This window comes from Ihubacter sp. rT4E-8, from assembly GCF_049852125.1.
In the GTDB taxonomy this organism is placed as follows: Bacteria; Bacillota; Clostridia; order Peptostreptococcales; family Anaerovoracaceae; genus Senimuribacter.
In genome coordinates, this window is the sequence record NZ_CP187532.1 from 2614781 (window position 1) to 2631528 (window position 16748).

A 16748-nucleotide genomic window follows, 5' to 3' on the forward strand; every position below is an offset into this window, starting at 1 on the left:
TTCATCATAGTGCATCCACCTTTGCAAATGCTTCTGCCAGTTTTGGGAACTGGTATGCAATCCAGTCCACTATTTCTTCATTTATGCCCCAACTATCAGCACCAAGACCTGATTCAAACAGGAATGCATGAACCAGTTCATGTCTGATGACCTGCTGTCTGTATTTTTTCAGGTCAGCAAGTGAACCAGGGCAATCCTGGAAGGTGTCAATGACAATCTGTTTTGTGGAATGGTCACAATAACCATCACCATTGTTCAAATTGTCATCCTTCACCTTGTTGGATTCTGTTATTGTGTACTTTGTACCTAAAACATCAACTGTCACTGTTTTTCACCTTCCCTTTTCCAAACACGCAAAAAAGACCCCTTTGCAGGGGTATATTTTTAATCAAAACTGAATGTTTGTCCTTTGTTTATTTTTTCAGCAATTCCAGTTGTTGCATCAGGTGCATCATCATGTGCATTCTTTCCTTCTTTCTGATACCTGGACATTGCTTTGTAATATTCAGGAAATCTGTCCATCCAGTTGACAGGGAAATAAATATGATTCATAACCCATGTGCTGTTGGACAATATTCTTGATATTTTGTTTTTAGACTGGAAGAATGGATTGATGATAGTTCTATTTGAATGGTAGGTGTTCCGCAATATTGATTCCACATTTCTTGCAAATCCCCTTCCACCATTGTTTGATTCTATATCAGCATCATTCACCTGGTCTTCATAAAGCATTTTTGCAACAGCAGGTTCTGTGATTTCCATTCCATCCTTTGTGTAAATAACATTGATGACATAGGCTTCATGATTATATTCAACATAATCAATACTGCACAAGTAGTCATCACCTGTGTCAGCAGTATCTGTGTAATTCTTAACAGCAGAATAAACAGGTCTTCCTGCTGCATCTTTTGGAAGTTCTGTATATGTCTTGAATGACTGATACAATCTTCCTTTTATATCAATAGGATTCTGTTGATAGTTTGCTTCTGCAATTTCAACACCCATTGCTTGAATCTTTGTTTCATAAGATTCTTTTGAAAGGATTTCAGGACATAGCATTGAACCATCTTCCTGAACCGCTTTATATTGAACAACTTTGACTTTATCACCATACTGTTCAATGATTCTTCCTGCCAAATCCAAGCTGTGCCATCTTGTCATGACTATGATGATTTTTCCACCTTCTTCAAGTCTTGAAAGCATTGTATCTGTGAACCATGTCCACTGTTTTTCAAGTGTGTCTGCATTATTTGCTTCCAGTGCAGACTTTATCAGGTCATCAATAATCATAATTGTTGCACCAAAACCAGTTGCAGTTCCTGTTGGTGATGTTGCCAAATAATTGTTGTACCCATTTTCAAGTGACCACATATTCATTGCACCATCACCCCTTTTTATGTTTACACCAGGGAAGATGTCTGAATATACAATTTTGTTTTTATCAGCTTTTATTTCCTGAATGGTGTTTCTGACACCTTTTGAAAAGTTAGTTGATAAAGTTTCATTATATGAACCAGTCATGATTTTTTGTGTTTGGTCATTACCAAGAACCCATTCAACAAAATTTCCTATGGTTCTTGATTTTCCATGTCTTGGTGGCATATTTACAACTAAAATATCATGTTGGTCTGTTGGTTCAATAAACTGTTGAAGGTCATCACAAAAATTATGCAAAAATGTTCTGTCACTCTTGTAAAAGTCAGGTGCTTTGGTCTTGCAATATGTCCAAAATTCCCTTTTTGACAGTTCACATTTTGCAGCCTGAATCAGTGATTTATTCTTCATTTTCAATAATCTTTCTTAATTCATCAGTTGAAAGACCTGCAAATGGATTGTTTGTATTCAATTCACCTTCAACAGAAACATCCCTTTTATCTCTCCATTGTTCAGGTCTTCTGTTCTTCAACCAAAATATTTGTGCTGTGGTGTCAGGAACAACTTCTTTTGTGACTTCTTTTGTTGGCATCAGTTCATATTGACCAGTTTCAGGATTGAAAATCTTTTCCCTGGTCACTTCCTTGTATGTATAACCCAAGGCTCTTTTCAATAAGGCATTTTCAACTTGAATGTCAACAACTTCTTTTCCCCTTTTTAGGGTGAGAGAAATGGGAGTATATTTATTTTTCCAGTCTGTCAATGTTCGTCTGTTGATTCCCATATTATGGGCAATTTGTTCTTCTGTCAGTCCATCTCTTGCCCAGGCTTCCAGTTGAAGCAAACCTTCTTCTGTCAACCATTCTTGATATTTTCCTTTTGCCATTCAAAGGTTCACCCCTTCCTTTCATCACATAAGAAAAGCACCTTGGAAACTGGATGGTGTTTCCTTGGATGCTTTCGATTGACCTAACATTTCATGTTATAGTTTACTATAACATGACAGTGGGATTCAAGCGGACTGTGGCAGGAACTTTTCTTCAAATGCCTGCAAAGCTGCAATATGTATTTCCTTCACATAATCATAAGAAAAACACATTGCCTGTGCTGCTTTTTTCAAATTCTTTCCGTCAACATACACGATATACAAAACTTTCTGATGCTTGCTGTCTTCAATCTGATGAATCTGATTGATGATTTTAACCCTTGTCAATGCAAGATTGTCCTTCATCTGCTGCAATTTTTCTTCTTCTTCAAATATCTGACCGAAGATTTTTGCAAATTTATCAGGTTCAGGTGAACTTTGCACCCTTTCCTTGTCATATCTGATTCCTGCTACACCTAAAGAATCCCTTAATCTTTGAATATATTCTTCCTGGTTCAGAATGTCATTTCTTTGTTCCTTTATCTGCAACAAATATTCTTTTGCTGTCACATTTCACACCTTCTTTCTAATTCAAGAAGTCAACATCTTGAATTCAACATCTTGATTTCAAGAAACCCTTTATTTTCAAGGCTTTGAATCACTTTGACCTTTTGAAAAGTCAAGATGTGATGTGTTTTTACTATTATAAGTATTTTTTAGAAAATCATTAAATTTTAATGATTTTATTCTTTTATATATCCTTAAATAGAAAACATCTTGACATCTTGACTTTTCCAGTAAAATCAAGGCTTTCAGGCTTTAACATCTTGACTTTTATCTTGACTTTTTACCTATACATCTTTTACTTTTGATGCATACATGTCAGCAGTGTGAGTGAACAACACTGACTGATATTTCCTGATTGCTCTGTCAAATGCATCCCAATCATCAGTGACATAAGCACCCATGTGAAATCTGATGCACAACATTTCTTCTTCTGTCAGGGTCATCACCTGTGACAGCATCATCACCGACTTGTCACCATGACCTTTGAACATAGGTGCAGGATTGTATGTCCACTTTGGGTCTTTACTAATAGGTGAACCAGTTCCCATGACCACCACATCAGATGCATTTTCATCCACATAGTCATCCAGTTTGCACACATCATGAAGCATCCCAACAATATAAGGTGATTCAGGTCTTGACCATGGAATGTCAAACTTCTGTGTCATTTCCACAAGAACCTGTGCTGTCATGAAGCTGTGTTCAAACAATCCACCAGTATGATTTCCATGATGCTTGATTGCAGCAGGCTTGACAAAGAAACCATTGTTCACCAACCAGTCAATTGTGTCCACATTTATGATAGGTTTTCCACCAACATTCATGAAATCAAGAAATGTGTCTATCTGAATTTTATTGTTCATCATTTTCACCTTTCCCTTCCTGGAAGAACACTGCACTTTCAGTTGTCAGAAGAACTGGTGGAACAGCAGCACCTTGGATGTAAAGATAAACCTTTCCACCATTGTTCTTGATGTTTTCCAAGTCCTGTTCATCCATTTCCCAACAGCATTCAACACCCTGTTCATTGTTCATAACATTTGTGTATCTTGTCACTGGAAGGTCTTGACAACCTTCCAGTGTGTAAACTGCATTTGTTGTTTCTGTTCTAACTGGTTTCATTTATTTGAATTCCTTTCCTGTTTTCTTATCCTTGAAGGTGATTCTTCCGACCACTTCAAATCCTGCCAGGTGTGCAGCTTCCCTGATAATGTGCATCAGATGTCTGATTTTTCTTTCCTGTTCAGATTCTTCCTTGACAATTTCTTTCATGCCATAATATGCAGTTGGGTCAGGATAACCTTCATTGTTGTACTTATTCATTTTTCTGAAATTTCACCCCACATTCCTGATAAATCAGGTCTGCAAATTCTTCCAGTGTCATGTCACCATTCTGAAAATCTGTATAGACATCAATCATTGCTTCACAAAATTCAGGAAGTCTTTTCTTCATGCCCCAACCATATTTTTCTTTCATGACCTTCACTGGAATTCCAAGCAGAAGAATCATTGCTGCATCCACCGCTGCTTCTGTTGCATCCTGCTTCATCTTCTTGATGTCAGACTGCTTCATGTTGAAGACTGGTTCATGTGTTACTGGAAGACCTTTCTTCTGTGCCATTCTTCTTTGCTGCCTGTTCATATTACTTCACCACCAAATCATCAAAAACAACTGGAATCATCTGTTTGAAATCTTCAAGCAGGGGAACTGTCACTTCAAGCATTTGTGGATGTGGTTTCCCTGTTGTTCCCAAAGCACGAAGTTTGAAAAAGTGTCGCCATTCACGAAGATTTGCAGTCATGACCACTTCTGTCTTCAAACTGTTTGGAAGAACCGCCCTTGCTTCCTGTGGTGTCAGACCAATATCAAGCAGTTTGAAATAAGAATCTTCACATGCTTTCATGGTTTCCTTCCATGTGTTCCATCCTGCTGACTTATAGTCCAGGTATTCAGGAATGATGAATGTGATTTCAGAACCAAAATCATCCTTTGAATAATTGCAGTATCTTGTTGATTCCTGGGCAAAGGATGCAAGTCTGTGTCTGACCAGTTCATGACTGATTCCCCTGTCAACAACAAACTTTACTGTGACAGATGCATGTTCAAGCATTGCTTCATGTCCTGACTTGATAAGGGATGCAACCATCTTTGCAGCAGAACCTTCCTGAATCTTTCCTTCTGACTTGTAACAAGTTCTTGCAACCTGTTCAATCTTTTCCAAAATTTTCTGTCCATCAAAATCATTGTAAATCTGTGTATATGCTTTAATTGCCTGCATTCTGTTCACCTATCCTTTCAAAAGTTCTTTCAATTTTCTGTTTCATAACCTGCTGAACCTGGTCTTCACATTCCATCAGGTGAATCACCTGGTCAAGAACCAGTTTCACATCTGCCAGTTCTTCAAAGATGTGTTCTTCCAGTGCTTTTGACTGACCATTCAGATGCAACAGGTTGTCCAAGTCCACATTTCCTGTTCCACTTGGTCAATGCCTGGGTCAGTTCTGCCATTTCTTCAATCAACTGATTCTTCTGACCTTCCAGTCCAAAGTGTTCAGCAATCTTGAATCTTGGGTCTTCTTCCTGATAATGCTGCAACATATTCTGATAGTTTGCAGCTTTGTCCAGGTCTTCCTGACCATTCTTCTGTTCATGTCTGTACTGGTATTTATAAGAATTCAGTTCACAAAATGCTTCTGTTTTCTCATAACCAAATTTTTCAAGCATTTCTTCAATGCATTCTTTTCTTCCTGGGATGTTATAGTGTCCAGGATGAATCACATTTGACATCATCAATCACCTTCCCCTTCATCATCAGGTTTATTTTTTGTTGACTTCTTTTGTGCATTCTTCTGACTTTGAATCAAGAAAGAAAAAAGTGGATTCACTTGTTGCTGTTGTGGTTGCATTAAAACCATAAGAACACCCATTGCACATTGAACCGCAAGGTTCGGATTGTGACATTCATTTAATGCTCTTGTATATGATTTCAAATAAATATCAGTTGCAAGGTCAATTCTGTTTTCATCCATTTCATTCACCACCCTTCTTTTCATCAGACCAGTCAAATTCTTCACCACACTTTGAACACCGCTTTGGTCTTTTGTCATAGATGTGTTGTGGATTCCTTATCAAAGGAAAATGGACTGGTTCTTTGCAGTTCGGACAACCAAGGTATGAATCACCGAAGTTGTCAACAATGTCTGTTGGTTTTACCAAGATACATCATCGCCCTTCTGTATATTTTCAAGATACATTTATGTCAAAAAATTTTGGAAGCATCACTTCAAACATTGCTTCAAAAATAGGAACTGCAATTGAATTCCCTGCCTGATGATACAATGTTCTGTTCATCTTCCCTTCTTCAACATTACAAGTTGATTTTGCTGCAAGAAAATCTTCATCTGAATATCCCTGCAACCGCCAACATTCCAGTTCAGTCAAATATCTGTATTTTCCACCACCAAGGTCAATGACTTGTGCAGGTGTTCTGTCCTGTCTTGTTGTGATTGTATTTGCATATTCTTTGATTATGGTTGCCCTTCTTATTCCCTTTTTACCTATTACAGAATAAACACTTGGCTGTGTTACCAAATAACAATCATCAACCTTTTCTTCCAAGAACTGCTTGATGTTTTTCATAAATTTTCTTTTCATCATGCCAAAATCAAATGCTTCATCATCCAAAACAGAAACTGTGAAAACCCTTTGTCTTGCCTGTGGAAGTCCAAAATCCCTTGCATCCAAGACTTCATAATTGTTTGTATATCCAAGCATCTTCATATATGAAAGATACTTTTCAAAATTATGCTTCATGTGCTTTGACAAAACATTCTTCACATTTTCCCAAATGACAACCTTTGGTTTCCATTCACCCATCTGTTCAATGATGTGAACTGTTTCCCACATAAGTGATGACCTTGTTCCTGAACCTTCATCACCACCTTTTCCTTTGTTGATTCTTCCTTCTGCTGCTGTTGCTTTTCCCTGGTGTCCTGCAATACTGAAATCCTGACAAGGACTTCCATGAATCAGGATGTCAGGTTTCAGATTCCATCCAACAACCGACTGTGTTTTATATGCCAATTCATCAGCAAACATTGCATTGTATGACCTGACCGCCTTTTCATCAATTTCCACATAGTCAATGGATTTCACTGGAACACCAAGGTTCTTCAATGCAACCCTTGGTGAACCAATTCCACCGAACAGTTCAAGAATCTGCAATTTCTGTTCTTCCATGTATTAGTTCACCGCCTTCTGAAATAATCTGTATTTTTTCTTGTTGATTGTCTTGTTCACAATCTTATAGTTGAATGTTTTCACCATCTGCCTGCTGAACTCAATCTTTGACAATGCCTGCAAGGATTCTGACAGACAGAATTCCTTGTATCTTTCATAAACCGCTGATGTTGGTTCATTTTCCAGTTCAAAGTCTTCATCTTCACAATCCTTGACGAACATCAGAAGTGGATTGTTTCTTTCTTCATATTCTTCAAGTTCTTGCTGCATTGCTGCTGATGTGGTAAAGTTCTTTGTTTCAAGAACCCTTTTCAATCCCTGGATTCCAAGCTGAATCAGATATTCCATGGATTCCTGACCTTTCAATTCTTCTTCAATTCCTGGTTTGAAATTTGGGTCATCAGACTTGAATTTTGCATTGAATGGAACAATGACAAGTCTTCTCATAATTGCTTGTGAATCAGAACCTTTTCCCATTCTTGGAATGTTATTTGCTGAAAACAGCAGCTTGCAGAATGGTTTGAAGTCAAACTTTGGTTGTCCTTTCTGTTCTGCATCAATGGTTTCACCAGTGACAATTTTCTTGAAAACCGCTGTGTCTGTGACAAACTCATTTGAAATATCATCACCAATGTTTGCCAGTTTTCCAAACATCATGACTGTGCTGAATCGGTCACCCAACTTTTTCAAGTCCAGTGATGAAATATTCTTTTCAGACATAAGGTTTGAAAGGGTCTTCAAATATGTACTTTTTCCATTGCTACCTGTTCCAGTCAGGATGAATGCCTTTCCACCTGCAAGTGTGTTTGACCTATACATGCAAGCACCAACAATTTCTTCAAGCAGTGCCCTGATTTCTGCATCCTTGCAGGACACATTGTCAAGCATATTGTCAATCACTTCACTGGATGCTTGCTTGTTAAAATCCCAAGGAATCTTGTTTGTGATGACCACATCAGGTGTGAAATCTGAAAAAGAATCTGTCACAACATTATAAAGACCATTTCTGAATGCTATCATGCAGGCAGGTGCAGCCTTTACATTATCCCTGATTAAAATATTCAGGTATGCCATGACTTCTTGTCTTTTTGCTCTGTTCAACTGTGGAAGGTGCTGAATCATTACTGCTTCAATTTCTTCCTGCCCTGACACATAAATTCCATCTTTATACATGTGAAGCTGACCATTCAATCTGATGATGTGATGGTTGTTCTTCAAGAACACTGCAAACTTATCAAAAAGAAATGTTGTTCCTTTGTAGAAAATAGGCTTGCTGAATGCTTCATCACGCATGATGACTTCCAGTTCTTCATCAGACAAAGGTTCTTTCAGGACATATTTGTTGATTATCCGCAACACATCCCTTGCTTCTTCCTTTTCAAAATCTGCTGACTGCAAGGTCAGGATGTAATTGAACAATGCCTGGTTTCTTCCATCACCTGCATCCATGTCCAGGAATTCTGCTTTTCCTTTGACTGGAAGCATCCACTTTGGAATTTCCTGATAGACTTCACCATCTTCCTGATAGATGTCATAAATGACTTCCCTTTCCTTTCCGTCATATTTCAATATTTCATAGGAATTTTTGACACCAACCTTGATGTCTGCTGTCAAACCAATTGCCAGTTTGCAATGTGTGAAGCATTTTTCCACACCTGCATTCTTGAACAAAAAGTGCTTTCCCCTGGTTGTTGCGTAAACCCTACAATTCAACTGCAAGTCTTCCACAATATTCATCAACACTTCTGACTGTTCAAAGTCATCAATGTCAACCAGGATTGTTTCTTCATCCAAAATTCCTGCAAATTCAGGAAGTGACTTGACTTGTTCATAAGTCTTGAAGTCTGTTCTGTTTTTAAATTTCTCTATGCACTTTTTGTCCTTGGTTTCAACATAACCTTTGAAAAACATCCTTCATCACTTCCTTTGCTCTAATATTTCCAAGTGCTTCAAGAACAAATCCTTCTGCCTGATGCTTCTGTTGAAATCAGACATGCATCCTGCATATACTGCTTTGAGGTGTTTGTTCTGTTCTTTTATGTCTGCCAGTTCATCCTTGGTCAATGGAACACCATTTGGATGTTTCCTGGATTCAATGATTGCAGTTGTGTCTGCAATCTTCTGTTTATATTCAACAGCTTTCTTTCCTGAACTGATTCTTTTTTCTTCCAGTTCATTCACCTTGTCCTGAAAGAACTGCTGCATGGTCTGCATTATTTCTTCCCTGTGTTCAAAATCCAGGTCAACAACCTTCAACAGTTTTTTCAATCTTGCCTGGGATGTTGGAAAGAATGCATCCATACGAATATTCATTTGTCCATTGTCATATTTGATTTGTATATCCATCACATCACCCCAAAATCTTCTAATCTTTTATTTGCCATGTCCACATACCATTGCTTGTCCAGGTATGAAGGACATCTGACATCAGCCATGTCTTCATTGAAGATGAAACAGTGTTCAGGACTGGATGCAATCTTTTCAGGCTTCCCTGTTCTGATTGATACCTTCTTGACACCTGCATCTGTTTCCTTGGTTGAAGCGAACACCCTGATGCATTTTTCTTTTATAGGTTCATCACCATGCAGGATGGTGGAATATTTATTTGTTATCTTTGTGACCATCTGAAATTCTTTCAGGTCATCACATTTGTTGATGAAGTTTTCCACTGGAACACCTTTGGTCATATATTCAACCAAGGCATGATTCACAATAGGGAAATCCCCATAATCAAGATTTGACAGCTTCTTCACATAAGCACCTTTTGACTTGATATGTCCATCAGGTGCAACAATGATATAGTTGTTCACATCCTTCTGAAAAACTTTTCTGTATTCATCAAATTCCAGTGTAAGACCAGTTCTTTGTTCCCATTCATAAGCAATGTCATCAATCTTGTTGAACCATTCATCTTCATCCTGTCCATCAGGCATCTTTATCAAAATACCATCTGTGTTGGACTGAATCAGTTGTGCATAAGGTTCAATATGTTCTATAAGGTCAAGAAGAAGAATCTGACCATAGACACAAACTTTGTTTGACATCAAAGGGTCATACAAATCATTGTTCTTGTCCTTCAATACACCATAGGTTGAATTCAACACGATTTTCAGAACCGCCTGCAATGGGTCTTTCTTCTTTTTCAGTTCCAGTCTTTCATGATAGATGTCCACAAACTTTTGTGGGTCAACAATGTTCCTGCTGTGCAGATTGTATCTAATCATCAATGATGGATAAAGTGAAGCAACATCCATCATCAGAAAATATCCTTCACCGCTGTATTTTTCCAAAGCACCATGAACACCACCCCATGCAAAAGTGTGTGGACACCCTGCAACCATCACTGAATATTGATTCTTTTCAGGCTTTTTCTTTCCTGGAACATGTCTGAAATAACATCTGTTGTCAGGATTTGAATACCAGTCAAGAACATCTTTGTATTTTTTCACCTGATTTGTGTCAGGGAAATCAATGTCAAATTCATCATTTCTGTCACCCTGTCTGTGTGCATCCAGGATGATTGCAGTCAACTGTGGTTTTGTTTTTGAAATCAAAGACAGGTCAAGTGGTCTTCCTTTGCAGGCAAGTTTCACAAGTTCCAACCTTCCATTGAATTCTTCTTTCCTTTGCAGGAACACTTCAACAGTTTGTTCCACATCATGAATACAATATTTCACTGTTTCATCAATTTCATCCTGTGTCAGTTTCCTGTCAATGTCGAATGGAACACCTGATTCTTTGATGTTGTTCCCCATACTTCCTTCAAACCATTTCAACCCTTTATCCAGGTTTAGCATCACATCATAATTGTTCAATGGTACATTGCGAAGCAGTGAAGAAAATTTCCATCCAGGTTGTCCTTTGATAATGATGAAATCATTGATTCTTTTTGGGTCAAATCCACAAAGGATTCCTTTCAAAATATACTGGTCATAATAATTTGAATTGAAACCAACCCAAATATCATTCTTGTTTGCCTGATATAAGGATTCAAGTTCTTCCTTGTTGTTGATGATGACATGCTGCTTCTTTTCATTCATGTCCAGGACAACAACCAACCAGTCATATTTGAAGACTTCAAAGTCATAAAACAGCATTTTCTTCACCTTCCTTTCAATCAGGTATCTTCCCAAGATACATTGATTTCAAAAAAATTTGCATCCTGGGAAGACCCTTGTGTCAATTACTCAAGAACAAATACATCTGTGATTTCAAAGTCACTGAAATCCTTGTTCTTCTTGTTTGCAGTGTACTTCAAACCATATTCAAAGTTATCTGCAACCGCTTCAAAGATGTCCATAAGCAATTCAGAATACTGCTTGTATGTCTTGAATTCAATGACAGGGGCATCTGCACCCATTTCTTCAACCATCTTGCGAAGCATTTCATTGTTGTTATGAATCTGAAATCCCTGTGTGACAACCTGATTATAGAAAATCATACTTCCCTTGTATTCACCATCAGAAACAATTTTGAACCAAATGCTGACCATAGGGTCACCCTTCTTGGATGCTTTCAGTTCCATCTGCTGAACTGCAACTTCATAATTGCCATGTGGAACTTCCTTATAATTGCCCTGACCGCCATTTGCAGCAGCTTCTTCAACATCCTTCTGCAATCCTTCTGTGTCAATTTCCTTATCCCATTTGCTGAACATATCCTGTGCCATAATTTTTCACCATTTTAACCTTTCTTTGTTTTAATTTAATGTTGCAACTACCAGGGCAAGTGCTTCTGCACTGTTGAACCCTTCCTTGATGTGGGCATCATACAGAACTTTGTTTGCATGTGCCAGTTCCTGTGCATCCTTGATGATGCTGTCTTCCTTGTTGACAGTCTTCTTCACAACATGCACTTTTCCTTCTTTTTCTGCTGCTTCAAGCAACATCTTCAATAATTCATCCATTAGTTTTCACCCCTTCTTTTTCTAACTCTTGTTTTTGGTGCAGGTGCTTCTTCCTGTGGTGCATCCTGCTGTGTATCTGATTCAGCAGAAGGTTCTGCTGTTTCATTTGATTGCTGTGCAGGTTCTGAATCCTGCTGTGCCTTGTCAGAATCGTCTGTGTCAGGCTTTTCTGTGTCAGGTGTAGATTTATCCACCTTTCTTCTTCCAGGCTTCTGTGTGGCTTCCTGTGTGCTTCCTGCTGCTTCATTTGCCTGTTCATATACATCCATCAAAGCATCCCATGAAAGGGGAATGGTTGTCTGACTGATTCCCTTCAATCTGCCACCGCCAAAGATGACTTCATTCTGCTTGAAGTTCAGTGTTCTGCTGTCATCATCTTCCACCACAACCCTTGCAACAATGTCAACCATTCCTGCAATTTTATTTGCAATAGCATCCTGGATGTTTGGTGCAATTCTTGTGATGTTCTGACCATTCTTCTTGGTGATGTCCTTGGAAATATCTTCATGTGATACAACCACAAGATTTTCATAGTCCAGGTTGAAAAATCTTCTCATTGTTGACAGATATTCTGTCTTGATAATATCCCAACCCTTTCCAAATCCTGAATCAGATTCATGCTGAATTCCAAGGGAATCATACATGAACACCCTGCACATTTCCCTGGTATCTTCCAACAGGTCAATGATGATAGTTTTGAAGTCATTCTGCTTCTTTTCCAGTTCTGCAATGGTGTCCTTGAAAACTTCCCATGCAAACTTTCTGTTGGTCATTCTGCCATTGACAGTGACTTCATCCTTGATGCTGACATAAGGCATTGTGACAAACTGGATGTTTCCATCTGTGTTCAGGTTCAGAGGATTTGGTGCATCATCAAGCATGGTTGTCTTTCCGCTGAATGCAGCACCATAAATCCAAATTTTTCTTTTCTTTGTTTCACTGATGTTTCTTCTTTCACTACTTGGTAAATTCATAAAATCAATCCCTTTCTGACAATAGTCTTTATATTCACAATAGTTGCATAACCAACTTGTGTTCTTTGGAAAATCCTTTGCTTCCAACATTCCTTTTGTTGAAAGAAGGAAGTTGATGACCTTTTCAGGCTCATATTCTATTTGAACCAGTTGTGGTTCTTTCTTTTCCAGTTCTTCCTGCAATCTTTGCCTGAACTGGAACAGGTCTTCTTTCTTTGATTGCTTGATATTCACCTTTGGCACAAACAGGAAGAACATGTTTCTGATGATTTTTCCTGGATTGTTCTTTTCAAAGAAATACTTGTATAAGTGAAGCTGTGGTGAATCCTTGTATTTGGTGACATTGTTTGAATATTTGAAATCATACAAGTCATAAACATTTGGAATGACCTGATGTTCACCACCAAGTTTCTGTTCTGTTTTTGCAGGTGCAAGCAGGTCAATGAAACCAATGAAGTCATCATCTTCAATTTTCACTTCATGTTCCCCTGATGGAATCATTGATGCTGCCTTTGGAATCATCACTTCAAGTTTAATTGCTTCATTGATGTGTGCATCACTTATGACTGGATATTGCATGAAATATTCATGAATTGCTGTCTGAACATCCTTTTCCAGTCCAGTGTGAAGTGCTGTTCCAAGAAACAATGCATTGTCTGCATTATCAGGTGGAATTGTTCTGATTTCCTGGTTGTATCTCAAATCATACCGATATGGACAGGATTCGAAGCATTCCACTTTGCTGTGTGACACAATCAAGTTGACCACCTTCCTTTCAATTTTTTATAATACTGACCACATGTGCATCCACTCTGAATCAGTTCAATCATAGTCTTGAAGGTTTCAAAATCATCAGGATAAAGAAGAATTGCAAAACCGCCTGCTTCATCAATCTTTTTCAGATTATAAAGTTGCAATTCACTTGGTTTTCCATTCTTTACCTTGACTTCAATCCCAAGGAACTTTCCATTGCAACATGCCAGGATGTCAGGGATGCCTGACTTTGTATATGCTGCACCGCCCCAATATTTCAAGAACCAACATCCATGGTCTTTCAGGAATCCTTTGATTTTGTTTTCAAAGTTTTTTTCTGCTGCCAATGTTCCACCGCCTTTCTTCTGAAACTGATGCAAGGATATTCCCTGGAACTTTCAATGCACCATTTCCATTTTTCACAATCCTTGCAGGTCAGTTCATCAGTCTTTGACTGTGATTCTGACAGATGCTTTGACATCTGATGTCTTTGCATACTTTTCATAGACATCAGGATGGTCTTTCTTTAATGCTTTGGAATCAATGGTTGTCTTCTTTGTTGGTGCAACATAAGTGACTTTCAGGATGTCATTTTCAAATGACTTGATTCCAAACTGACCCATTGCAGCTTCAAGTGCTGCCCTGACTTCCTTTTCCTTTTCTTCCAGTTCCTTCTTCTGCTTGCTGATTGCTGAAATCTGCTGCATGATTGCCATTGCATTTGAATCCTTGTTGAATTCCTTCAAAGCAGTTTCTTCATCAAACTGTTCTTCACAACCATTCTGTTCCAGGTCTTCCTTGTCATCATAGTTGCTGCAAGCATGTCCACATGTTTCAAAGTCTTCACAATAATAGCAGCAACAATCTTTTTCACATGTGTTGTCATTCATTGCCTGTTTACATTTTTTCATTACTGTTCACCATTCCTTTCTTCCAGTTGCTTTTCAAACTCTGCCTGATATGTAAGAATTTCATCAACATAAGGTGTTGAATAGATTCCTTTGTTCCAAAGTTTTTCAGCACCATTTGACCCCATGTTGTATGCCATCAATACCAGGTTTGGGTCTGTATATTCTTCAAACAACTTCCGAAGAACAAAAACACCTGCTCTGATGTTCTGTTCCTTATCCAGGAAATCAGTCACACCAATTGTTTCTTCCAACCATTCATGATTGCATTTGTTAATCTGCATCAGACCATAATCATCTGTTGAACTGATGATGTCAGACCTGAAAGAAGATTCCTTCTGCATCAATGCCATGACCAGTGTCCAGTCAATGTCATATCCCTTGCATAGATAGAAAGTGAATTCCTGTGTTGCTTCATCCAGGTTGCAGTCAAGTGGTGTGAAATCAAATTCATCACCTGACCAGTCCATTGAAATTTCACTGGTGAAGACCCTTCCATCATAAGCACCATAATGGTTGACATGCTGCATGATATATTCATTCTTTTCAGAAGTTGTTCCTGTTTCAATTTCCTTGGTGTCTTTGTGTGCAATTCCTGCAATCAATGCCCCAAGCAATGCACCAATCAGAAGAACCACTGCTGTGAAAATCAAGAACCTGTTTTTCACAATCCGCTGTGATTGCTTTGACCTGATGACCTTTCTTCCATAAGTTTTGGTGTTATTATCCATTGTTTTCCATCCTTTCATATTCATTGAATAGTTCATCTGTGAAGTCCTTCCGCATTTCCAAGGTTTGCAGGATGACTTCTTCAACACTTCCCTTGCACATCAAAATGTAATAAAAACAAGGTTGTTCCTGACCGATTCTGTGAATCCTTTTCTTTGATTGTTCAAATAGTTCTGACTTATCAGTCAAGGTGAAATATATAATTTTGTTTGCTTTTTGAAGATTCAATCCCATTGCACCTGCTTGATACTGGATGAATGTGATGGAATTATCTTCCTGTTCGTATGCTGTCAGGTCTTTTGTTTGACCATTGACTTCTGAAATAGGTCTGTCCAAAGATGCAGCAATTCTTTTCAGCAGTTCCACTTCTGCATTAAAGTTGTAAAACACAATCAATCTGTCCTGGGTGCTTTGCACAAGTTCCTTGAATGCCTGCAATTTGAATTCACTATATTGACCACACAACTGTCTTGCATAAAGTCTTTTTGTCAATGTGGTGTCACCAACCAGTTCAATCCTTGGTGTCACATCTGTTCCATAGAAATCTGAATCATCATGGAATTCTTTCAGATTCAAGGTGTCAATGGTGATGATGCAGTCCTTCATGAATTTCCAGTATTCCTTGGATGTTGGAACTGTTTGTTTGATGAAGGTCTGTTCAGGAAGGTCAAAACATTCTTCTGTTTTCATAAAGACCGCCCCATGTTCACGCAACTTGGATTTTAACCTGTCAACATTCTTGTATGGATTTTCTTTGTCCACAATTTTGTGAGTGAATCCACCCATATCAATCTTTGTCCAGTTCACATATTGTCTGTTATAAACATCTTCTGAAATGTTCCATCCAAGCAGATGAATCTGTGACCAAAGATTTTCATATTTTCCTGCTGTCGGTGTTCCTGAAAGAAGAATCACATTGTCAGGATTCAATTGCAGGATGAATTTTGACTGCTTTGCACCCTGGTTCTGAATCAGGGATGATTCATCAAGCATCAATGTAAAGTCCTGCAATTGCAACAACTGTTTTCTTCTCCATGCCAGTTCATAATTGATGACACCAACAACATTGAATGGATAAAGGTTTTCTTGTCTGTAATATTCACCAGTCAATTCATCCTGAATCCAATGGTCTTCTGTTGCTTGTTGTGCTTCCCTGATAAATTCCTGAAATGCTTTTTTGTTTGTCAGGTCAAAAATCAAATCTTTCTGAAATTCAGACCTTTCATCTGTTGCATAATGTTCATTGAAATGGTCAATCCAGTCCTGAATCTTTGACTTCTGACAAACAATCAAATTCACTGGTGAATTCATGACCTTCATCTTTTCAGCACCAACAAAGGTTTTTCCAAGACCCATGTCCAAATAATATGCAACCCTGTTCAAGTCTTTGGTCTGTTCAAGTGCTTCCTGCTGATGTTTGAAAAGTTCCATG

General features: G+C 38.3%; 23 protein-coding genes. All 23 read right to left on the reverse strand.

The features are described 5' to 3' along the window. Positions 1-4: 4 nt before the first annotated feature. The 23 genes from ACPW7J_RS12895 to ACPW7J_RS13005 all read right to left on the reverse strand — a co-directional run bounded on the left by ACPW7J_RS12895 (position 5) and on the right by ACPW7J_RS13005 (position 16747). Entirely contained in the window at positions 5-325 is a 321-nt protein-coding gene (locus tag ACPW7J_RS12895; RefSeq protein WP_118455429.1) for a hypothetical protein, read from the reverse strand. Between the two features lie 59 nt (positions 326-384). Next, positions 385-1785, reverse strand: a complete 1401-nt coding sequence (terL, locus tag ACPW7J_RS12900; RefSeq protein WP_227151225.1) for a phage terminase large subunit — start codon at positions 1783-1785, stop codon at positions 385-387. Then, positions 1775-2260, reverse strand: a complete 486-nt coding sequence (locus ACPW7J_RS12905) for a helix-turn-helix domain-containing protein (protein ID WP_227151227.1) — start codon at positions 2258-2260, stop codon at positions 1775-1777. Before ACPW7J_RS12905 ends, terL begins: the two co-directional genes overlap by 11 nt. A 126-nt stretch (positions 2261-2386) precedes the next feature. Next, positions 2387-2809 (reverse strand): hypothetical protein, encoded by a 423-nt coding sequence (locus tag ACPW7J_RS12910; protein WP_227151229.1) that lies wholly within the window; start codon positions 2807-2809, stop codon positions 2387-2389. A gap of 281 nt (positions 2810-3090) precedes the next feature. Continuing rightward, positions 3091-3672 (reverse strand): hypothetical protein, encoded by a 582-nt coding sequence (locus ACPW7J_RS12915; RefSeq protein WP_227160454.1) that lies wholly within the window; start codon positions 3670-3672, stop codon positions 3091-3093. Then, on the reverse strand, positions 3659-3928 hold the full coding sequence (locus ACPW7J_RS12920; protein ID WP_227151233.1) for a hypothetical protein: 270 nt from the start codon (positions 3926-3928) through the stop codon (positions 3659-3661). The genes ACPW7J_RS12915 and ACPW7J_RS12920 overlap by 14 nt, the downstream gene beginning before the upstream one ends. Beyond that, positions 3929-4129, reverse strand: a complete 201-nt coding sequence (locus ACPW7J_RS12925; protein WP_118455438.1) for a hypothetical protein — start codon at positions 4127-4129, stop codon at positions 3929-3931. Next, a complete protein-coding gene (locus ACPW7J_RS12930; RefSeq protein ID WP_227151235.1) occupies positions 4122-4427 on the reverse strand; it encodes a hypothetical protein in 306 nt (101 codons plus the stop codon). The genes ACPW7J_RS12925 and ACPW7J_RS12930 overlap by 8 nt, the downstream gene beginning before the upstream one ends. A 22-nt stretch (positions 4428-4449) precedes the next feature. Next, positions 4450-5085 carry an FAD-dependent thymidylate synthase gene (thyX, locus tag ACPW7J_RS12935; RefSeq protein WP_227151236.1) on the reverse strand — a complete coding sequence of 212 codons (636 nt, stop codon included), beginning with the start codon at positions 5083-5085 and terminating at the stop codon, positions 4450-4452. Continuing rightward, a complete protein-coding gene (locus tag ACPW7J_RS12940) occupies positions 5072-5266 on the reverse strand; it encodes a hypothetical protein (protein ID WP_425755391.1) in 195 nt (64 codons plus the stop codon). The genes thyX and ACPW7J_RS12940 overlap by 14 nt, the downstream gene beginning before the upstream one ends. Next, positions 5208-5597 (reverse strand): DUF3310 domain-containing protein, encoded by a 390-nt coding sequence (locus tag ACPW7J_RS12945; RefSeq protein WP_425755392.1) that lies wholly within the window; start codon positions 5595-5597, stop codon positions 5208-5210. Before ACPW7J_RS12945 ends, ACPW7J_RS12940 begins: the two co-directional genes overlap by 59 nt. Beyond that, entirely contained in the window at positions 5597-5914 is a 318-nt protein-coding gene (locus ACPW7J_RS12950) for a hypothetical protein (protein WP_227151240.1), read from the reverse strand. The genes ACPW7J_RS12945 and ACPW7J_RS12950 overlap by 1 nt, the downstream gene beginning before the upstream one ends. A gap of 136 nt (positions 5915-6050) precedes the next feature. Next, positions 6051-7046, reverse strand: coding sequence for a DNA cytosine methyltransferase (locus tag ACPW7J_RS12955; RefSeq protein ID WP_425755393.1), 996 nt, complete (start codon positions 7044-7046; stop codon positions 6051-6053). Positions 7047-7049: 3 nt separating this feature from the next. Beyond that, on the reverse strand, positions 7050-8957 hold the full coding sequence (locus ACPW7J_RS12960; RefSeq protein WP_227151244.1) for a phage/plasmid primase, P4 family: 1908 nt from the start codon (positions 8955-8957) through the stop codon (positions 7050-7052). A gap of 6 nt (positions 8958-8963) precedes the next feature. Then, positions 8964-9392 (reverse strand): hypothetical protein, encoded by a 429-nt coding sequence (locus tag ACPW7J_RS12965; protein WP_425755394.1) that lies wholly within the window; start codon positions 9390-9392, stop codon positions 8964-8966. Then, positions 9392-11143: a hypothetical protein gene (locus ACPW7J_RS12970; RefSeq protein ID WP_227151248.1), complete on the reverse strand. Its 1752-nt coding sequence runs from the start codon at positions 11141-11143 to the stop codon at positions 9392-9394. Before ACPW7J_RS12970 ends, ACPW7J_RS12965 begins: the two co-directional genes overlap by 1 nt. A gap of 86 nt (positions 11144-11229) precedes the next feature. Further along, positions 11230-11715, reverse strand: a complete 486-nt coding sequence (locus tag ACPW7J_RS12975) for a DUF669 domain-containing protein (RefSeq protein ID WP_227151250.1) — start codon at positions 11713-11715, stop codon at positions 11230-11232. A 30-nt stretch (positions 11716-11745) separates the two neighbouring features. Continuing rightward, positions 11746-11952 (reverse strand): hypothetical protein, encoded by a 207-nt coding sequence (locus ACPW7J_RS12980; RefSeq protein WP_118455455.1) that lies wholly within the window; start codon positions 11950-11952, stop codon positions 11746-11748. Next, positions 11952-13679 carry an AAA family ATPase gene (locus ACPW7J_RS12985; RefSeq protein WP_227151267.1) on the reverse strand — a complete coding sequence of 576 codons (1728 nt, stop codon included), beginning with the start codon at positions 13677-13679 and terminating at the stop codon, positions 11952-11954. The genes ACPW7J_RS12980 and ACPW7J_RS12985 overlap by 1 nt, the downstream gene beginning before the upstream one ends. A 2-nt stretch (positions 13680-13681) precedes the next feature. Continuing rightward, positions 13682-14026, reverse strand: coding sequence for a VRR-NUC domain-containing protein (locus ACPW7J_RS12990; protein WP_425755395.1), 345 nt, complete (start codon positions 14024-14026; stop codon positions 13682-13684). A 96-nt stretch (positions 14027-14122) separates the two neighbouring features. Beyond that, positions 14123-14590 carry a hypothetical protein gene (locus tag ACPW7J_RS12995; RefSeq protein ID WP_425755396.1) on the reverse strand — a complete coding sequence of 156 codons (468 nt, stop codon included), beginning with the start codon at positions 14588-14590 and terminating at the stop codon, positions 14123-14125. Next, on the reverse strand, positions 14590-15318 hold the full coding sequence (locus ACPW7J_RS13000; protein WP_425755397.1) for a transglycosylase SLT domain-containing protein: 729 nt from the start codon (positions 15316-15318) through the stop codon (positions 14590-14592). Before ACPW7J_RS13000 ends, ACPW7J_RS12995 begins: the two co-directional genes overlap by 1 nt. Then, positions 15311-16747, reverse strand: coding sequence for a DEAD/DEAH box helicase (locus tag ACPW7J_RS13005; protein ID WP_227151264.1), 1437 nt, complete (start codon positions 16745-16747; stop codon positions 15311-15313). The genes ACPW7J_RS13000 and ACPW7J_RS13005 overlap by 8 nt, the downstream gene beginning before the upstream one ends. Between the last annotated feature and the right edge of the window lies 1 nt (position 16748).